At 29.8% G+C, this 18,892-nt stretch carries 15 protein-coding genes; 9 read left to right on the plus strand and 6 right to left on the minus strand.

Annotated elements, in window-relative coordinates:
* Positions 1-50: 50 nt before the first annotated feature.
* From H6553_07650 to H6553_07665, 4 genes are read left to right on the plus strand one after another with little or no spacing between them, the layout of a single operon-like run.
* On the plus strand, positions 51-812 hold the full coding sequence (locus H6553_07650) for a triose-phosphate isomerase (protein MCB9033695.1): 762 nt from the start codon (positions 51-53) through the stop codon (positions 810-812).
* A 3-nt stretch (positions 813-815) separates the two neighbouring features.
* A complete protein-coding gene (gene prmA, locus H6553_07655; GenBank protein MCB9033696.1) occupies positions 816-1,640 on the plus strand; it encodes a 50S ribosomal protein L11 methyltransferase in 825 nt (274 codons plus the stop codon).
* A 1-nt stretch (position 1,641) separates the two neighbouring features.
* On the plus strand, positions 1,642-6,201 hold the full coding sequence (locus tag H6553_07660) for a hypothetical protein (protein ID MCB9033697.1): 4,560 nt from the start codon (positions 1,642-1,644) through the stop codon (positions 6,199-6,201).
* Positions 6,194-6,841, plus strand: a complete 648-nt coding sequence (locus tag H6553_07665) for a methyltransferase domain-containing protein (protein MCB9033698.1) — start codon at positions 6,194-6,196, stop codon at positions 6,839-6,841. The genes H6553_07660 and H6553_07665 overlap by 8 nt, the downstream gene beginning before the upstream one ends.
* A gap of 147 nt (positions 6,842-6,988) precedes the next feature.
* Here H6553_07665 and H6553_07670 read toward each other — a convergent pair whose 3' ends face one another.
* The 6 genes from H6553_07670 to H6553_07695 all read right to left on the minus strand — a co-directional run bounded on the left by H6553_07670 (position 6,989) and on the right by H6553_07695 (position 13,028).
* Positions 6,989-8,311 (minus strand): tetratricopeptide repeat protein, encoded by a 1,323-nt coding sequence (locus H6553_07670; GenBank protein ID MCB9033699.1) that lies wholly within the window; start codon positions 8,309-8,311, stop codon positions 6,989-6,991.
* The gene (gene gyrA, locus H6553_07675) at positions 8,286-10,841 is read right to left on the minus strand and encodes a DNA gyrase subunit A (GenBank protein ID MCB9033700.1); all 2,556 of its coding nucleotides are present in this window, start codon (positions 10,839-10,841) and stop codon (positions 8,286-8,288) included. The genes H6553_07670 and gyrA overlap by 26 nt, the downstream gene beginning before the upstream one ends.
* 269 nt (positions 10,842-11,110) lie before the next feature.
* Complete coding sequence (locus H6553_07680) at positions 11,111-11,398, minus strand: type II toxin-antitoxin system RelE/ParE family toxin (GenBank protein ID MCB9033701.1); 288 nt, start codon at positions 11,396-11,398, stop codon at positions 11,111-11,113.
* 11 nt (positions 11,399-11,409) lie between these two features.
* Positions 11,410-11,652, minus strand: coding sequence for a hypothetical protein (locus tag H6553_07685; protein ID MCB9033702.1), 243 nt, complete (start codon positions 11,650-11,652; stop codon positions 11,410-11,412).
* A gap of 143 nt (positions 11,653-11,795) precedes the next feature.
* A complete protein-coding gene (locus H6553_07690; protein ID MCB9033703.1) occupies positions 11,796-12,089 on the minus strand; it encodes a hypothetical protein in 294 nt (97 codons plus the stop codon).
* Positions 12,090-12,386: 297 nt separating this feature from the next.
* On the minus strand, positions 12,387-13,028 hold the full coding sequence (locus H6553_07695; GenBank protein ID MCB9033704.1) for an NUDIX domain-containing protein: 642 nt from the start codon (positions 13,026-13,028) through the stop codon (positions 12,387-12,389).
* A 65-nt stretch (positions 13,029-13,093) separates the two neighbouring features.
* On the opposite strand from H6553_07695, the gene H6553_07700 reads away from it, so the two are divergent.
* The 5 genes from H6553_07700 (at position 13,094) to H6553_07720 (ending at position 18,871) form a co-directional block, all read left to right on the plus strand.
* The gene (locus tag H6553_07700) at positions 13,094-13,732 is read left to right on the plus strand and encodes an orotate phosphoribosyltransferase (protein MCB9033705.1); all 639 of its coding nucleotides are present in this window, start codon (positions 13,094-13,096) and stop codon (positions 13,730-13,732) included.
* Between the two features lie 5 nt (positions 13,733-13,737).
* The gene (locus tag H6553_07705) at positions 13,738-14,358 is read left to right on the plus strand and encodes a DUF445 family protein (protein ID MCB9033706.1); all 621 of its coding nucleotides are present in this window, start codon (positions 13,738-13,740) and stop codon (positions 14,356-14,358) included.
* A 23-nt stretch (positions 14,359-14,381) separates the two neighbouring features.
* On the plus strand, positions 14,382-15,623 hold the full coding sequence (locus tag H6553_07710; GenBank protein ID MCB9033707.1) for a sodium:proton antiporter: 1,242 nt from the start codon (positions 14,382-14,384) through the stop codon (positions 15,621-15,623).
* A 1-nt stretch (position 15,624) separates the two neighbouring features.
* The gene (locus H6553_07715) at positions 15,625-17,415 is read left to right on the plus strand and encodes an APC family permease (GenBank protein MCB9033708.1); all 1,791 of its coding nucleotides are present in this window, start codon (positions 15,625-15,627) and stop codon (positions 17,413-17,415) included.
* A gap of 139 nt (positions 17,416-17,554) precedes the next feature.
* Complete coding sequence (locus H6553_07720; GenBank protein ID MCB9033709.1) at positions 17,555-18,871, plus strand: deoxyribodipyrimidine photo-lyase; 1,317 nt, start codon at positions 17,555-17,557, stop codon at positions 18,869-18,871.
* The last annotated feature ends 21 nt before the right edge of the window (positions 18,872-18,892 follow it).

The following is an 18,892-nucleotide window of genomic DNA, read 5'->3' on the forward strand; positions in this document are numbered from 1 at the left end:
TATATTTTGAAAACCTCATGATTATTCATGAGGTTTTTTATTTTTACATTATGAGTAAAACAAAAATTATTGCAGGTAATTGGAAAATGAACGCCAACTCCAATGATGCTATGCATTTAGTTAAAACAATTCAAAATCAAGTACTCAATTATCCAACCAACAACACAGTAATTGTGGCACCACCTTTTGTTTATCTTCCATTAGTATCAAACGAATTAAACAACAACTCTTCAGTAAAAATAGCAGCACAAAATTGTAGTCAGTTTAATGATGGAGCTTATACTGGAGAAGTGAGTGCTACAATGTTGCATGATTTAAATATTCCTTTTGTTATAATTGGTCATTCTGAAAGGCGACAATATTTTAACGAAGCAGATGAAATTTTACTTGAAAAAATCAATCAAGCATTAAATAATAATTTAAAAATTATTTTTTGTTGCGGTGAAAACTTAGCATTAAGAGAAAGCAATGAATATTTTTCGTTTATACAAAATCAACTAGAAAATACTATTTTTCAGTTAGATGAAAATCAAATAAAAAATATTATAATTGCTTATGAGCCAATTTGGGCAATTGGTACAGGAAAAACGGCAAGTCCAGAGCAAGCACAAGCAATTCATGCATTTATAAGAGCATTGCTAACCAAAGCTTATGGTACTGATATTGCTCAACAAATTCCTATTTTATATGGTGGAAGTGTAAAACCAAGCAACGCAAAAGCACTCTTGTCTTGTAATGATATTGATGGTGCTTTGGTTGGAGGTGCATCATTAAATGCATCTGATTTTATAGATATAATTTATGCAATATAAACAATGAATAATTATAAAAAACTAATCATCAATATAAAAGATACTGTTGATGTAGAAGATTTTTCTGGCAATTTTTTTGATTTAGATGTTGAAGGAATTGAAGTAAAAGAACAACATATTGAAGTTTATTTTCAAGAAAATGAATTAGCAACTTTGCTTGATTCTATAGAAGATTTATCAGAGGCAATAGAAAGCTATACGGTAGAAGAAGTAGAAAATAAGAATTGGAATCAAATTTGGGAAGAGCAATTTCAACCAATACAAATTGAAAATGACATTTTTATTAGAGCAAGTTTTCATCAAGCCAATCCAATATGTAAATACGACATATTAATAGAACCTAAGATGTCGTTTGGCACAGGTCATCATGCTACCACATATCAAGCAATGCAACATTTATTATTGCTAGATAATGCCAATAAAAAAGTGTTAGATTGTGGTTCTGGTACAGGAATTTTAGCAATCTTGTCTAGCTTATTAGGTGCATCTGAAGTTGTAGCGATTGATAATGACGAATGGTGCTTTATTAATGTACAAGAAAATATTGTACTAAATAATACACTCAATATCCAACCAGTTTTAGGCGAACTTTCTAATTTAGAAATGACTAGCTTTGATATTATCTTGGCGAATATTCACAAAAACTATCTACTTGAAAATCAACAATTATTAACTGAAAAATTAGTTAAAAACGGTAAAATTATATTAAGTGGTTTTTATATAGATGATGTAAACGCTATCTTAGATGCTTATCAAGCTGTAGGTATGCAGTTAGAAAAGCAAACAGATAAAGATAATTGGGCTTGTTTAACACTCAAAAAACTATAATATGAATAAGATTATATGCTATATAATTTGTTTATTGTTCTCATTAAATGCATTAGCACAATATCCAAAGGAATTTCCACAAGATGACGCAGGATTTTGGAGTGCTTATGTGGCGTTTTCTAATCAATGTAAAAGAGAAGACTGCGAAGCAATGGGAGAGTACTTAGCAAAAACATTTCCTACAACAACAGCTTATTCCTATTTAAGTAATATAAAAAGTTTATCTAATCAATTAATTCAAAAGAAAACACCAACATATCCAGTAATATATAACTATAATAATTATTTAAAATCTATTAATAATACTAAGTTAAGTCAAAGCATTATTAAACAAAATTTCGATTATCTAGAAAAGTTACTAGCACAGTGTAATCCTGGAAATTTAAAAATATTTACTACCTATTTAGATTATCTAACTAATTTATATGAAAAAAATACATTGTATTATTCTAAAACTAAGCAATGGTATTTTTCTAATGATTTTACTTTAAGCTACGAAAATGATGAACCAGTATTAAACTTTAATTCTGTAGATTTAACCGGTATCACAGACCATGATTCTTTGACAATTATTGGTGCAAGTGGTAAGTATTTTCCATTAAAAAACTTGTGGGAAGGTACTAAAGGTAAAGTAATGCTTACAAGAGCTGGATTTGATAATGCCAATAATTTTATAACATTTAATGAACACAAAATAGACTTTGCACTAGCAGAATACGAAATAAACGATGCCAATCTTACTTTTCAACCATATGTTCCTAAAGTTTTAAAAGGTGTTTATAAAGACAAATTATTACAAGCAAAAAGTCAAAGTAATAAGTATCCTTATTTTTTATCAGAGGATGAAAACATAGAGTTTAAAACAGAAGAAAAATCTTTGAAATTAGTTGGTGGTTTTAAACTAGAAGGCAATAGTATGTCGAGTTATGGTACTGATGAGAATAAAGCAAAACTATTGCTCTACGATAAAAAAGGCAAAGAACGACTAGAAGTACAAGCAATTAGTTTTGATTTAAAAGGATTTAAAGATATTAAAGTAGAAGATGCTTTAATGAAAGTAAATTTAGATAGCAATCAAATTATACATCCATTTATTAATTTTAGATATAACGCAGCAACTAAAGAAGTAAGTGCTTATCGTGGTACTAAACCCTTGTCTAATCAGCCATTTTCATCAGATTATCATCAGATGTTTATTTTTGCAGATAACTTTAAATGGAATTTAGATAGCAACATCATTAAATTTGGCATGATTTCTCTAGCAGATAATGTGCCAGCAATTTTTGAATCGTATAACTTCTATCAACCAAATTTAGAAAATAGATATAAAGGTGTTTACGAAGGTGGACCAATTGATTTAATTTATCAGTTCTACGAAAGTATGGGAAGTCCAAACCTAGATGCAGTTGGTGTTGCTGGTGCAATAAGTGCAACTGCTCCATACAAAGCTACCGAACAAGTTTTTTATGCTTTAATGAAAGATGGTTATATCAAATACAACTCTGCTGCAAAAATTATTATAGTACAAGAAAAACTTATTAATCAAGCTTTGGCTTCTAAAGATAAACAAGACTATGACTATATTCGTTTTGGCTCTTTTCATAAATATGTAAATGCAACACTAAACACAGACAATAATCGATTAGAAATTTATGGTGTAGATAAAATTAATTTAAGTAATAAATCGCAAGTAAAGTTTTTTCCAACTTCAGATACTATAGTGATAGATAAAAATAGAAATATGACCGTTGGTGGAAGAATTATTGCTGGAAAAGTGGACTTCTTTGCTAAAAAAATGGATTTCAACTACGACAACTATACTTTTAAAATGGATAAAGTCGATTCTTTAGTTGTTTATATTCCACAAGGAGAACCAAACGAAAAAGGAGAGGTGTTACTTGTTCCATCTTCAACACCAATAGAAAATGTTTCTGGTACTTTGTTTATAGCAGAAGCAGATAATAAATCTGGTACTAGAAACAACTTAAAGTATCCATATTTTTCAAGTGTAGATTCTTCTAATGTATACTACGATAAAGGTAAAAATGGCGATTTATACGACCGAGATAAATTTTACTATACAGCAGATGCTTTTGAATTAGACTCACTAACAGTTACACAAACAGAAAATATAGAACTTTCTGGAACGATTACTACTGGTGGAATTTTTGAACCAATCAAAAACAATCTTACTATTCAAAAAGATGGTTCGCTTGGTTCTTCACTCAATACATCAGACCAAGGTTTAAAAATGTATGGCAAAGACAATAAGTATTTTTCTGCATTAGAATTAACTAAAGATGGTTTAAGCGGAAAAGGTACTTTTGCTTTTGGTTCTGCTAAATTATTTGCAGATACAGCTTTCTTTTTCTTAGATAGTGTTTATTCTCAAATAGATAGTTTTCGTATAACTGAAAGTGCAAAATTTGGTTTGCCACAAGCAAGTGTAGAACAATCAATCATGACATGGAATGTAGATAAAGACTCAGCAGTTGTTGAACCTTTGAACGACCAAAAGTTTCAGCTCTATAATGGAAAAGTACAATTAGATGGTAATTTAATTTTTCAAAATGGTTTGCTTAAAGGTGTAGGCACTGTAGAATGGCAAAACACTAAAATTGTATCTACAGATATTACTTTTCAAGACAAACAATTCCATGTAAAAAATGGTCAACTCAACATGGCAAACGAAAGTGGCGAATCTCTACTACAATCTGATGATGTTGATGCACTATTTGATTTAGAGAAAAATGTAGCAGACATTACACTCAATAAAAATGATACCATTCCACTAGCATCGTTTAATTACGAAGCCAATCCAAAATATCTAAAAATAGATTTAGAGAATAATACAATGCAACTCAAAGCAAGTTCGCCAAGCAGTACTTTCTTTTTACTATCTACAGATATTACCAAAGAAGGTTTGAAATTTGAAACTAATTTGGCAGACTTAAATTTAAATGATAATACCATTAAGTTTGGTGGAATTAAAGAACTTTTACTAGCAGACTCTAAAGTGCTTCCAGATAAAAATGAAATATATATAGAAGCTGATGGTAGTGTAAGAACACTAAAAAATGCAGTCGTTATTTTTAATGCAGACAGTGCTTATCATCAAGTAACAAGTGCTACAGTACAAGTAAATTCTAAAAACGATTTTACAGCAAACGGAAACTATTCGTTTAAATCTTTAGATGGTTTGGTAGAAACAATAAAAATTCCAGAAATAGCTGTAGAAAATCCATTTAAAGGAAATCCAGAGTATTACCAAATGCAAAAAGATGCAGAAGAAGAAGAACAAGGTAAGAAAAAAGATAAAGTTAAAAAGAAAGATATAGATCCTAAAAAAATATATACTTATGCTAAATCAGAAATTGTAGAATCAGATAACTTTAAATTGAACGACAAAGTTTTTTATGTAGGTAGATTTGATTTCGATTCAAAACACAAAGACATTTTCTTAGATGGTCAAGTTAAAATTAAACTTATCAATACAGAAACAGATTGGATTACTATGCGTCAGCAATTAGATCCTAAAAAACCTGCGGTAAGTATGGATAGTGTAATTGAACAAGCTAAAAACTCTTTATTTACTGGCGTTATTTTCGATAAATATTCAACAGAATTTTACTCAACTATTTTACAAGACAAACGCTCGCCAAACGATGCTGAAATTTTTACAGTAAGAGGAAATATGATTTTTAGTAAAACAGAACCTGGCGTAATTTATTTTGGTGATGACGCAGCTTTCGACAATAACTTTGCTACAACTTCTGCTTTAAAATTCAATGAAAAAGACAACTCAATAAAAGCAACAGGTAAAATTGGTTTAGGTTTAAACTTGTATCCAACACAAGCAGCAGCAGTCGGCGATTTTGATTTTAATGCAAAAGACAATCAAAACTTTAGATTTACAGCAGATTTAGCAGTAGACTTTGACATGCCAAGTTATGTGCTACAAAATATACTCAATGCATTTTTACTAGCAGACGATAATTTGCTTATTACTAGCTATAGAAAAAATACTTTAGTAAGACGAACATTCGGTACATTGACCAAAGACTCAGCCGAATCTAAATACATTATGAGTGCTTTGTATGCATTAGATTCTCTAGCAAAACCACAGTCATTAAACTACAATATGGTAATAGATGGAACTGATTTTTGGTACGATAGTCAAGATGGTTCATTTAAATCAGTTACTGATGTTAGTTTGGCTTTAATGGGAAATGAGTTTGTACGAAGAAAATATAAAGCATTTGTTCAATTAGGTTATTCTGGTTATTCAGATTTTATTACAGTATACTTAGAAGCGAAAAACGGACAGTGGTTATTGATTAAATTCAAAAAAGGACAAACAGGTATTTGCTCATCAGTTCCAGAAATTCAAAATATACTATTGAATTTAAAAGATTCAGAAAGAGTAACTAGAGAAGGAAAAAATGTAGTTTACGAATTTTTACCAGCCGATGTTTATGTTAAAGAATCTTTTATTTATTTAATGCAAGATTTTCAAGAACGATTTAAATCTAAACTCACGCCACCAGCAAAAAATGAATAAACTACAAAAATGGCTCAGTTACTTTTTTGAAATTCCTATAGAAAAAGTGCAGAGTAATTATAGTGGAACAATAGAAGTATTGTATCATAAAAATGCATATAAACTAACAACTGAAAATACAATTTATTCTTTTGGAAACTACTATACTTCATTTAAAAAAGTATTTGATGAATATGAATTCAATACACTCAATTGTACAGAAGTTTTAGTATTAGGTATTGGCTTAGGAAGTGTCGTTAATCTACTAGAAAATAATACTACTATAAAAAATATTACAGCAGTAGATATTGATGCTACAATAATAGATTTGTGTAAAAAATATTTAAATACTAAACATAATATAAACTACATTCAACAAGATGCCTATGATTTTGTAGTAGATAATCAAAATAAATACGAATTAATACTAGTAGATTTATTTATTAATGCAACAACACCACAACAATTTTTAAGTATAGATTTTCTACAAGCACTAAAAAATAGTGTAAGCAACAAAGCATACATTGTATTGAGTAAGCTAGCATTAAATTCCAATCAGCAACAAGAAAATGAAGTTTTTGAACAAAATTTTAAACAAGTTTTTGCCAACTACCAAAAAATATTCACCGATGGCAATTTACTGTTTGTCGTAGCTTGTTAATGAAATTTGGTATGGTCTATTTATCACAAATTACGCATTAGGAAAACTCAGGTTTCAATTTGAGTATTCATGTGTGAAACTTATGGTATAAAAAAGTCGTTCTATGAAAGAACGACTTTAAGTATGTTGTTTTATTTTGAGTTGTTTTTAATCTAATGATTGAACTTTGTCTAGCATATTCATTCTAGCATAAATTTCTTTTAATGCAGTTTTTGCTCCAGCAAAGTTTTTGTCTTTTGCATATGCTTGCTCTAAGTAAGGTAATGCTTTTGCATACAATGCGTTTCTTTTAGCAGTCATTAAATCGTACTTGGTATTTTCGTTTAATTTATTTAGTTTTTCTGCTAGTGCTTTGGTATCATTCTTATAAGTAGATAAACTGTTAATCAATCCACCTAAATTACCAATATTTGGTGCGTTAGCAATATCTTCTAAGTTAACTAAGTCGTTGTTATTTAAAAACGAAAGAATTAAGCTATCGGTTTGAACTTTTTCTTCGCTATTAATTACTTTGTTAATCGCTATAGCTTCGTTAAAGTAAATAACACCAATATTAAATATAGCATCAGTATAAGTTGGATCAATGTCTGAAGCTTCTTTATAGTATTTAATAGCATCTTGTTTTTTGCCAGCTTCTTCGTAAAAGTTAGCCAATACTACTTTTAAATTGGCATTGGTTGGATCATCTTCAATTGATTTTTTGAGTTTAGCTATTGCTTCATCTGCTTTGCCATTTTCTACGGCATATTTTAAATCAAGTGATTTTAAATTTTGATTGTTTGGATATTTTTTCATAGCAGTAGCTAAGAAACTCGTCAATTTATCATCACTTTTATTGATATAAATATTGGCTAATGATTCATAAATTAATTCGTTATTATAATTCATCGCTACTAATTTTTCAAACAATGCTTGTGCTTCATCATCTTTTTTTGCATTATATGCAGCTAATGAAGTAGCATAAATATAACCTGTATCAATAGTAGTTGATAAGTTATTTTTGATTAAGTACTCATTATTCGCTTTTGCACCGTTGAATTTTTGATAAGCAGCTTCCCAATTTTGTCCTTCAAACAATTTTAAACCTTCGTTAAACATATAGTTGCCAATAGCTTGTAATGGTTCTGTATAATTGCCTTTCTTTTTAGAATTGTCTGTTTCGTTTGCTTTTCTATATGCTTCGTCTGCAATTTCTAATGCATTTGGATTTTGTGCATAGTAAATTTGCGATTCATAGATATTTCTATAAATATCACCTTTTAAAGACCATGCTTTGCTGTTAGCTTGTGTTTCTGCATCTTGTAAGGCAGTTTCAATCTCATTTTTAGCTTCTATTACTTTTCCTTCTTGCAATAAAAACTGTGCAGAGTTTACTTTCATTTTTTGTGCTTGTGCAACATAGCCAAACACCATTAACAACGCAATAGTTGCTACTTTAAAATAATTATGCTTCATCATTATTGATTTCATTTTCGTTATTGTTATTTTCTGTTTGATTTTCTATTGATTCATCTGTATTTTCTTCTTCCTCTTCATCTCTAATGGTTTTAGCAACTGCAGCAATTTCATCACCTTCTTTTACTTTAATTAAGCTTACACCTTGTGTTGCTCTTCCCATTGTTCTAATTTTATCCAATCCAATTCTTATGGTAATTCCAGATTTATTGATAATCATTAAATCGTTCTCGTCGTTTACAGCATTGATGGCAATTAAGTTACCTGTTTTTTCAGTAACGCTAATTGTTTTAACACCTTTTCCACCTCTAGAAGTTTTTCTATAATCTTCTAAAGCAGAGCGTTTGCCATAACCATTTTCAGATACTACCATAATATCTTCTTGATTGCTTGCATTAACATCAACACAAACCATGCCAATCACTTCATCAGTATCGCCACGCAATGTCATACCTTTAACACCAGCTCCAGTTCTACCAATTGCTCTAGCATCAGCTTCATCAAATCGTACAGCATAACCAGCTTTAGAACCTAAAATAATTTCAGACTGACCATTGGTTAATCGAGCAGTTAATAATTCATCGCCATCTTTAATAGTAATAGCGTTAACACCATTTACTCTTGGACGAGAATATTCTCTAGCACTTGTTTTTTTAACAATACCATTTTTAGTTGCCATAATGATATAGTGCGTATCTAAGAATTCGTCGTTCTTTAAATCTTCTATATTAATAAATGCTTTGATTTTGTCATCTTGTGGAATATTGATGATGTTTTGAACAGGACGACCTTTTGCTGTTTTATTGCCTTCTGGAATTTCATAAACTTTTAGCCAATAACATTTTCCTTGTTCTGTAAACAGCAACAAGTAATTGTGTGTAGAAGCAACAAAAAGATGTTCTATAAAATCTTCATCTCTTGTTTTTCCACCAACAGAACCTTTTCCACCTCTTTTTTGTTGTTTGTATTCATCTAAAGAAGTTCTTTTTAAATATCCTAGATGAGAAATAGTAACGACCATGTTTTCTTCTGGAATCATATCTTCATAGTTGATATCATCGCCATAAAAAACAATTTCAGAACGGCGTTCATCTCCATATTTCTTTTTGATGTCTGCTAGTTCTTCTTTAATAATATCGAAACGAATAGATTCAGTATTTAAAATCTCGTTGAGTTTATCAATTAATGCCATTACTTCTTTATGTTCTGCACGAATTTTATCCATTTCCATACCAGTTAATCGCTGTAAACGCAACTCTAATATGGCTTTAGCTTGAATTTCTGACAAACCAAAATTAGACATTAAGCCATTTTTAGCTTCTTCTGGATTAGCTGATTCTCTAATTAATTTAATTACTGCATCTAAGTTATCAAGAGCAATAATATAACCTTCTAAGATGTGTGCTCTTTTTTCTGCTTGTTCTAACTCGTATTGCGTTCTTCTTACCACTACTTCATGTCTAAAATCGACAAAATGTCTAATTAAGTCTTTTAGATTCAATTGTACAGGACGACCTTTAACTAATGCAATGTTATTAACACCAAAACTGGTTTGTAGTGGTGTGTATTTGTATAAATTATTGAGTACTACATTAGGTATAGCATCTCGTTTTAAATCAAACACTATACGCAAACCATCTTTATCCGATTCATCTCTAATTTCAGAAATGCCTTCGATTTTTTTATCGTTCACCAAATCAGATGCTCTAGTAATAATTGCATTTGGTTGCACTTGATAAGGCACTTCGGTAATAATAATTTGCGATCTTCCGTTGTCATTTTCTTCGATGGTCGCTTTACCTCTTACTCTAATTTTTCCTCTACCAGTGTGAAATGCTTCTTTTACACCTTCATAACCATAAATAATTCCACCAGTAGGAAAATCTGGTGCTTTTATAAATTGCATTAACTCATCAATAGTAACTTCTCTATTGTCAATGTAGTGAATAATACCATCAATTACTTCTGTAAGATTGTGAGGCAACATATTGGTAGCCATACCTACGGCAATACCAGAAGCACCGTTTACCAAAAGCTGTGGAACTCTTGTAGGCATTACCGTTGGTTCTTTTAAGGAATCATCGAAGTTGAGTTGAAAGTCGACTGTATTTTTGTCGATGTCTTCCAACATATCTTCTGCAATCTTTTTAAATCTTGCTTCAGTATAACGCATAGCAGCTGGTGGATCACCATCTTGTGAACCAAAGTTACCTTGTCCATCTACTAAAGGATATCTTAATGACCAATATTGAGCCATACGCACCATTGTATCATAAACAGAGCTGTCGCCATGTGGATGGTATTTACCCAACACTTCCCCAACAATTCTAGCTGATTTTTTATAAGGTTTATTGGACTGCAAACCTAAATCGAGCATACCATATAAAACTCTACGATGCACAGGTTTTAAACCATCTCTTACATCTGGTAATGCTCTTGAAACGATAACCGACATAGAATAATCTATATAGGCAGTTTTCATTTGGTCTTCGATATTTACATGAATGATTTTTTCTTCTTTACTTCCGTCTAATTCTTCTGACATACAAAAAATGATTTGTCACAAAAATACGAAATTAAGTACTAGAACTAAGGAAAATACAAGGTTAAATATCCACAAAATGGATAGAATTATTTTCTATCGGTCTGTAAGGACACAGACTGAAATCTACTTGATTTGATGCTGAATTTGTTTCGTGTGGACAGGAACCAAGGCGTAAGTTGTATTTTTTGATGTCTTTGTCAGCTAGTGCGAGCTTATGTACATAAGATTCTGTTATGTTAAATTAATAAGCACTAAGTTCCTAATAGTTTCTACTTGTATTTCTTCTTTGGGTTTCTTTTTTGATGGAATATTGCGACTATTAATATTCTTTCGTCTTCCACTATATAAATAATTACAAATGGATATTTCTTTAGTTTTGCTTCGTAATAGTTTTTATACTTTTTTGGATTTTGTTTTGGACTTTCTTTTATTGATTCTATCTTTTCTTTTATAGCTTCTTTAAAATTTTCTGCTACCTTTTTACTCTTTTCTCCATAAAACCTTAAACTATCTTCTAATTCTTCTAATGCTCTTGGTCTATAAACTATCTTATACATATTTAGTTTATTTATGATAATATTTTTTCAATTCTAATATTAGCTTCTTCTTCTGTTATTACTAAGCCATCTTTTTTGTATGCCTCATATCTATTATCTAATTCTGCTTTAAATTCATCTGTGTATAAATCTAGTTGACTTTCTTGCTTTAAATCTATGAATGATTTTATTACTTCTAATATTGTTTTCTTTTCTCTTTTGCCTAGTTTGGATAAGTATTCTACTATTTTTTTATCTAATGTTTGTGTACTCATTTTTTTTTTTTTTACTATTTACTAAGTTATGCATTTTATTCTTTTTTTGTGTTAATTTATCTTACTTTTAATGTTTGTTCATCTCTATTTCCATTCCAAACCGATAAGATTTTAATTTGTTGTTCATCATATTTATATTTATTTTATAGAACCACACTATTTTCAGCACAGTTAGATAGTATTTCTGTATATTCTTGATTAGACTGAATTAAATCTAAAAAACCAGAATTGTTTGTTACTACTAATATTTCTTTATCACTAAGTTTAGAGAATAAATTATCTAAAATACAATTACAATAATTCTCAAAATTAATTTTAACTCCTTGTTTTATTAAGTCTTTATAATGCTCAACTTTTATACATTCATCAAAATATTCTTTTTTAAAATTACTAACTATCCAAGTAGTAGCTATTTTGTGAAAATGATGAAAAACCAACCATTGAAAGTATATAAATAAATATTATTATATATAAATATATTTTAAATTTTAAGCAGAATTACTAGTAAAAAATACTAAGCAACACTATTTCAAAAATAAAAAAAATATTACTACAATTCTTTATACATTTAGAAAAAAGCCAAAGAAGATTTAATTGAAAATCAGAAACTTTTGATTGAAAAGCTACAACTACAAAATAAAAATTCATAACCTAGTAGAAAGCAAATAACAAGAGCATAGCAGAATTAAAAGAACAATTACACCTACCAAAAGTATAAGTAGAAATAAAGAAACCTAGAGTTCCATTAATACATCTTTTATAGAAGCATACATATTGCTATAATAGTCTTTTAATTTGGCTTTTGGTACCCAAACAGCTTGTTCTATATCTTCATCGGTTTGTGGTTTTAGCTTTTTAGTATCTGTAGTATGCATTAAAAACCAATAAGTAATCTTCATGTTTTTCTTACCATTCATAGAATAAGCATGATAAGTAGCAGAATTATGTGTCTTTTTAAAAATAATTGGCTTTACAATTTTTAAATTACCAACACCAGTTTCTTCTTGAATCTCTCTAATTGCTGCGTCTTGCACTGTTTCGCCATCATCAATTTTTCCTTTAGGTAAATCCCAGCTTCCTCTTCTAAAAATAAGTAAAACTTCCTCTTTCGGATTAATTACAACACCACCAGCAGCTTCTATCTTCTTGAAAAATTTCAGAAAATCTTTATATAATACTTGAAGTCGAATACTATGCAGTATTATAGTCGTATTGAAATTAGCATTATATATAACTGATTTAATAAACTGATGCAGTGCTTCTTTAGATTTATAGGATTTTACAATAACATCTTTTTTGCTTTTTAGCAATCGTTCCACACTATCTGCATGACTAGTGAGGTAAATCTCTTTGTTATTGACAAAAAGTTTATACATTTGACAAAAGTAAAGATAAAGTATTAAAATGCAATTTTAAAATTTAATGAATTATAGAAATATTTATGGAAAACTTAGCATTTAAACAACAGTTAGCAGAATATCTGTTAAAAATTCAGGCAGTAAAATTACAACCCAATGAACCATTTACTTGGGCAAGTGGTTGGCAATCGCCTATATATTGTGATAATAGAAAAATACTATCACATCAAGATGTTAGAACTTATGTAAAAAATGGCTTGTGTGATTTAATTAATGCCTATTTTTCTGATGTTGATTGTATTGCAGGTGTGGCAACTGCTGGAATTGCACATGCCGCTTTGGTTGCCGATGCTTTAAATTTACCTATGGTTTATGTGCGTTCGTCTGCAAAATCTCATGGATTGGCTAATCTAATTGAAGGCGAGTTAAGACACGGAAGTAGGGTAGTAGTGATAGAAGATACTATTTCTACTGGTGGTAGTAGCATGAAAGCCATTAAAGATTTAAGACATGCTGGTGCTGAAGTCATTGGTTTGATGGCAATTTTTAAATATGGATTTCAAGTAAGTAAAGATTTATTTCATAATGAAGGTGTTGTTGTTAAAACATTAACTAATTATGCTACATTGCTTGAAGTAGCTAAAAAACAAGCTTTGATTTCTGAAAATGATTTGGAAAGCTTAAATTTGTGGCAAGAATCTCCAAGTAGTTGGAATAACTAACAATTATGACAGGTTTTTATATCGATTTGCTTTCTTGGAAAACTTATGCCGTTCCGCTTATTGGTGGCTTTATTGGTTGGCTAACCAATTATATAGCAGTAAAAATGTTATTTCATCCAAGACAACCTAAAAAAGTACTTTTTTTAACTTTTCATGGTATTTTCCCAAAAAATAAACCAAGAATTGCTAATAAATTGGGAAATGTAGTACAGCGAGATTTAATTAATTTTAATGATATTAAAGAAAGACTGCAAGATCCAGAAGCATTAAACAATATCAAAGAAGAAATTGCTTTGAGAATTGACAATGTAATTAGAGACAAAGTTGAAAAAAATCCAGTGGCTAAAACTTTAGTACCAGAAGGTTTAATACAAAGTGTACATAAATCTATAGTTAAAGAAATAGAGAATAACTTACCACAAGTAATTGGAACTTCTTTAGATAAAATAGAGGAGAAGCTAGACATAAGAACACTAGTTAGAAATAAAGTAGAAGCATTCTCTGATGAAAAACTAGAGAATATGCTAATGGATATTACTGCTAGAGAATTTAAATTTATAGAATTAATAGGTGCAATCTTAGGATTTTTAATAGGCATTGTTCAATTAATCATTCAATCATTTTAATACTTATAAGATAAATATAAATAATGGAAGCATTTCATCTTATATCATTTTTAATTTTAATAACAGCAATACTAGCTTATATTAATCATAGATATATTAAGTTGCCCACTACTATTGGTTTAATGCTTTTGTCATTATTAATGTCATTACTAGTATTTCCAATAACACACTTTTTTCCAGGATTTTTAACAACAGCACAAAATATAGTTAACAGTTTTGAGTTCTCAGAATTAGTATTAGATGTATTTTTATGTTATCTATTATTTGCTGGAGCATACCATACTAATTACAGCGATTTAGCCAAAGAAAAACTAAGTGTAAGTGCATTTGCATTCATAGGTGTATTTGTATGTACTTTCTTAGTAGGTATTGGTATATATTATATTCTACAATGGATTGGTTATGATGCTAGTATTTGGTCGTGTTTGCTGTTTGGTTCTTTAATTTCGCCAACAGATCCAATTGCTGTGCTTGGAATATTAGCAGATTCTAAAATGCCAAATAGAATCAAAACTAATATAATAGGAGAATCTTTATTTAATGATGGTATTGGAGTAGTTATATTTATTTCTATAGCAACTATTCTAAGCAATGGAGTAGAACAAGCAAGTGTTATAGGTTTTTTAAAACTATTTGCATTAGAAGCTGGTGGAGGAGTAGCTTTGGGAATTGTAATAGGTTATATTGTATATAAATTATTAAAATCAATAGATCATTATCAAACGGAAATGTTCATAACATTGGCAGCAGTAACAACTGGTTATGTAGCAGCACAACAATTACACATTTCTGGTCCATTGGCAATGGTAGTTGCTGGTTTGTTTATCGGCAATAGAGCAAGAGGTGGAGTTGCTATGAGTGATGCTACTGAACAATATATCGACAAGTTTTGGCATATGTTAGATGAATTACTCAATGCATTACTCTTTGTTTTAATTGGTTTAGAAGTTCTAGTAGTAGAAATAAAAAGCTCGTACTGGATTATAGCAATACTCGGCTTAATTTTAATGTTAGTTGCAAGATATATTTCTGTGAGTATTCCTTATTTACTAGTTAATAAAAAATCAAAACTACCTAAAGAAACACCTTTTTTAATGACTTGGGGCGGATTAAGAGGTGGTTTGTCAATTGCTATGGCATTGTCTATTAGCAAATCATTACCAGAAAAAGATTTATGGGTTTTTGTTACCTATATTATCGTGTTGTTTGCTATAATTGTTCAAGCAACTACTTTGAAGAAAATTTTAAATAAATTATATAAATAATATGAGTAATCATTCAACAAAAAAATTAAACGAATTATCATCTACTGCAATTTGCGGAAACGATATTAGTTCTTCTTGTTTATATGTTTCAGCGTTAGCAATATTATATGCAGGTCAGTACGCATGGATTTCATTACTAATGGTTGCATTTGTATTATTTCTATTTAGAAAAATATATGGAGAAGTAGTAGGAGCATTGCCATTAAACGGTGGAGCATACAATGCATTATTGAATACTACAAGTAAGTCAACAGCATCGTTGGCAGCAACATTAACTATGTTATCGTATATGGCAACAGCTGTAATTTCTGCAAGCGAAGCCATACATTATTTTGCACATATAGTACCAAAATTAAATACTATAATAGAAATTAATTTTGGCATTTTTCAGATTGAATTAACTTATGTCATCTTATTAACTATTGTATTGTTGTCGCTATTTATGTTTTTGGCAATTATAGGAATAGGAGAGTCGGCAGCAGTGGCAACTGGTATTTTTATTTTTCATCTCACTTCGTTAGTATTATTATCTGGTGTATGTATTTTTTATTTATTTATGAATGGAATGGATGTCTTTTATCAAAATAATGCATTACCAGTAAAAGGTGGAATTCTAACGGCACTCTATTTTGGTTTTGCAGCTGCAATGCTAGGAATTTCTGGCTTTGAGAGTTCTGCTAACTTTGTAGAAGAACAAGAAAAAGGCGTTTTTCCTAAAACACTACGAAATATGTGGATAGTGGTTTCTGTGTTTAATCCATTAATGGCATTTTTAGCATTATCTATTATTCCAGTTGGTAATATCGATCAACACCAAGAGTCGCTATTATCTTATTTAGGTGAAGTTGCTGGCGGACATTGGTTGTCTGCTATTATTTCTATTGATGCATTACTAGTATTGAGTGGTGCTGTTTTAACATCATATGTTGGCGTTGGTGGTTTAATTGAAAGGATTACGCTAGATAGAGTAATGCCAAATTACTTTTTAAAGAAAAACAAAAGAGGTAGTTCTTATAGAATTGCCATTGCTTTCTTTTTGTTGTGTACTTCTATTTTATTAATTACTAAAGGAAAAGTAGCTGCTTTAGCTGGAGTTTACACCATAGCATTTTTAAGTGTAATGGCTTTATTTGGAATGGGAAATATATTATTAAAAGTAAAACGACAAAAGTTACCACGACCAATAAAATCTGGTTGGTTGTCTTTAGTAATAGCAATTTTAGCAGTGTTAATGGCTGTAATTGGAAATATTGAACTCAATCCAGAATATTTTGCAGTGTTCTTAAAATATTTTATTCCATCTATTTTGTTTGTGATGTTTATGTTGAATAGAACAACAATACTTAAAATAATATTTAATATAGTAGAATATGTTTTTGATAAGATTTCATCAGGAACACACCATATCAATAAAAAAATATTAAGAATGATTGCAGATGTAAGCTCTCAAGAATTTGTGTTTTTTACCAAAGGCGATGATGTTGCTACACTTAATAAGGTAATGCATTATATTAAGAAAAATGAACAAACCAAACGACTTAAAATTGTAACCGTATTACCAGAAGGCGAACATGTCAATCCTAAGTTGCTTACCGATGTAGAAGTACTAGACAGAGCTTATCCTGAAATAAAAATTAATTTTATAGAAATGGAAGGCAAGTTTGGTCCAGAGTTAATCAATGAGTTGTCAGAAAAATGGAAAATACCAAGCAACTTTATGTTTATAGGTTCGCCAGGAGATAGGTTTCCGTATAGAATTGAAGAACTTGGTGGCGTTAGATTGATTATATAGTGTATTTTATCTAAATAAGGTTATCTACAAATAGTTTTCCGAACTTGCCTGTCTCTAACTGTCGGTAGACATGGTGTCAACAAGATAGATTATAGAATTTGTTGTTATAAAAGCATACTTTTGAAGATAAGATTTAACAATGTCAACAGCAGTATTTTGGTTTAGAAGAGATTTATCATTAGACGATAATGTTGGTTTATATCATTGCTTAAAAAATCATGATGCAGTGATTCCAATTTTTGTTTTTGATGAAAATATTTTGAGTGATTTGCGAAATCAATCGCTACAATATACTTTAGACAAGCGACTCATTTTTATCTACGATGCTTTGATGAAAATGAATGATGAATTGAAAAAAAATGGCAGTGCAATACAATTGTATCATGGTACACCTTTAACTGTTTTTCAAAAAATCATACAAAATCATACAAAAATAGATGCTGTTTATACCAATCACGACTATGAACCTTATGCTATTCAAAGAGATAAACAAATTACGGAGTTGCTTAAAAGCAAAAATATAGCATTTTATAGCTATAAAAATCAAGTCATTTTTGAAAAAGGAGAGGTGTTGAAAGAAGATAACTCACTTTATAAAGTATTTACGCCATATAGTAACAAATGGAAAGCAACATTACTTCAAACAGACATCAAAATTTATGATATAAGCCAGTTTAAACACAAGTTCAATTCCTTGAGTAATAATTCAACTTTAGTATTACAAAATGTTGGCTTTCAGTATTTTAAAATAAATTTTTCATCAACATTAATAAATGATAACATACTTATAGATTATGTTAAACAGCGAGATTTTCCTGCAATAAATGGAACTTCTAATTTAAGCGTACATCTTAGATTTGGCACCATTTCTATACGCAAATTATTGAATCATGCACTAGAAATCAAAGCCAATACCTTTGTAAATGAATTAATTTGGCGTGAGTTTTTTATGATGATTTTATACCATTATCCAAATGTGGTCAATCAATCATTTAAGCCAGAATATGATAAAATTGTTTGGCGAAACAATGAAAACGAATTTGAAGCTTGGTGTAATGGTCAAACTGGTTATCCAATTGTAGATGCTGGAATGCGTGAGTTAAACGAAACTGGATTGATGCACAATCGTGTACGCATGATTACAGCAAGTTTTCTGTGTAAGCATTTATTAATTGATTGGCGACTTGGTGAAGCATATTTTGCAAAAAAATTGTTGGATTATGAATTATCGTCGAATAATGGCAATTGGCAATGGATTGCAGGAACTGGCGTTGATGCAGCTCCATATTTTAGAATTTTTAATCCAACAGCACAAACTAAAAAATTTGATGCGAATTTAAAGTATATCAATAAATGGATTCCTGAGTTAAATTCACTGACTTATCCAAAACCAATTGTAGAACATAATTTTGCACGACAAAGATGTATTAAAACTTACAAACGATATTTACACTAAAACTACTGTAAATCTTAATTG

It is taken from the genome of Chitinophagales bacterium (genome assembly GCA_020636535.1).
Lineage (GTDB): Bacteria > Bacteroidota > Bacteroidia > Chitinophagales > JADIYW01 > JADJSS01.

Bases quoted from the DNA above. Each gene is read 5' to 3' on its own strand.
- H6553_07680 (MCB9033701.1), bottom strand. From the start codon at position 11,398: ATGTATAAGATAGTTTATAGACCAAGAGCATTAGAAGAATTAGAAGAT.
- H6553_07665 (MCB9033698.1), top strand. From the start codon at position 6,194: ATGAATAAACTACAAAAATGGCTCAGTTACTTTTTTGAAATTCCTATA.
- H6553_07715 (MCB9033708.1), top strand. From the start codon at position 15,625: ATGAGTAATCATTCAACAAAAAAATTAAACGAATTATCATCTACTGCA.
- H6553_07720 (MCB9033709.1), top strand. From the start codon at position 17,555: ATGTCAACAGCAGTATTTTGGTTTAGAAGAGATTTATCATTAGACGAT.
- H6553_07650 (MCB9033695.1), top strand. From the start codon at position 51: ATGAGTAAAACAAAAATTATTGCAGGTAATTGGAAAATGAACGCCAAC.
- H6553_07710 (MCB9033707.1), top strand. From the start codon at position 14,382: ATGGAAGCATTTCATCTTATATCATTTTTAATTTTAATAACAGCAATA.
- H6553_07705 (MCB9033706.1), top strand. From the start codon at position 13,738: ATGACAGGTTTTTATATCGATTTGCTTTCTTGGAAAACTTATGCCGTT.
- H6553_07700 (MCB9033705.1), top strand. From the start codon at position 13,094: ATGGAAAACTTAGCATTTAAACAACAGTTAGCAGAATATCTGTTAAAA.
- H6553_07685 (MCB9033702.1), bottom strand. From the start codon at position 11,652: ATGAGTACACAAACATTAGATAAAAAAATAGTAGAATACTTATCCAAA.
- gyrA (MCB9033700.1), bottom strand. From the start codon at position 10,841: ATGTCAGAAGAATTAGACGGAAGTAAAGAAGAAAAAATCATTCATGTA.
- H6553_07670 (MCB9033699.1), bottom strand. From the start codon at position 8,311: ATGAAATCAATAATGATGAAGCATAATTATTTTAAAGTAGCAACTATT.
- H6553_07695 (MCB9033704.1), bottom strand. From the start codon at position 13,028: ATGTATAAACTTTTTGTCAATAACAAAGAGATTTACCTCACTAGTCAT.
- H6553_07660 (MCB9033697.1), top strand. From the start codon at position 1,642: ATGAATAAGATTATATGCTATATAATTTGTTTATTGTTCTCATTAAAT.
- prmA (MCB9033696.1), top strand. From the start codon at position 816: ATGAATAATTATAAAAAACTAATCATCAATATAAAAGATACTGTTGAT.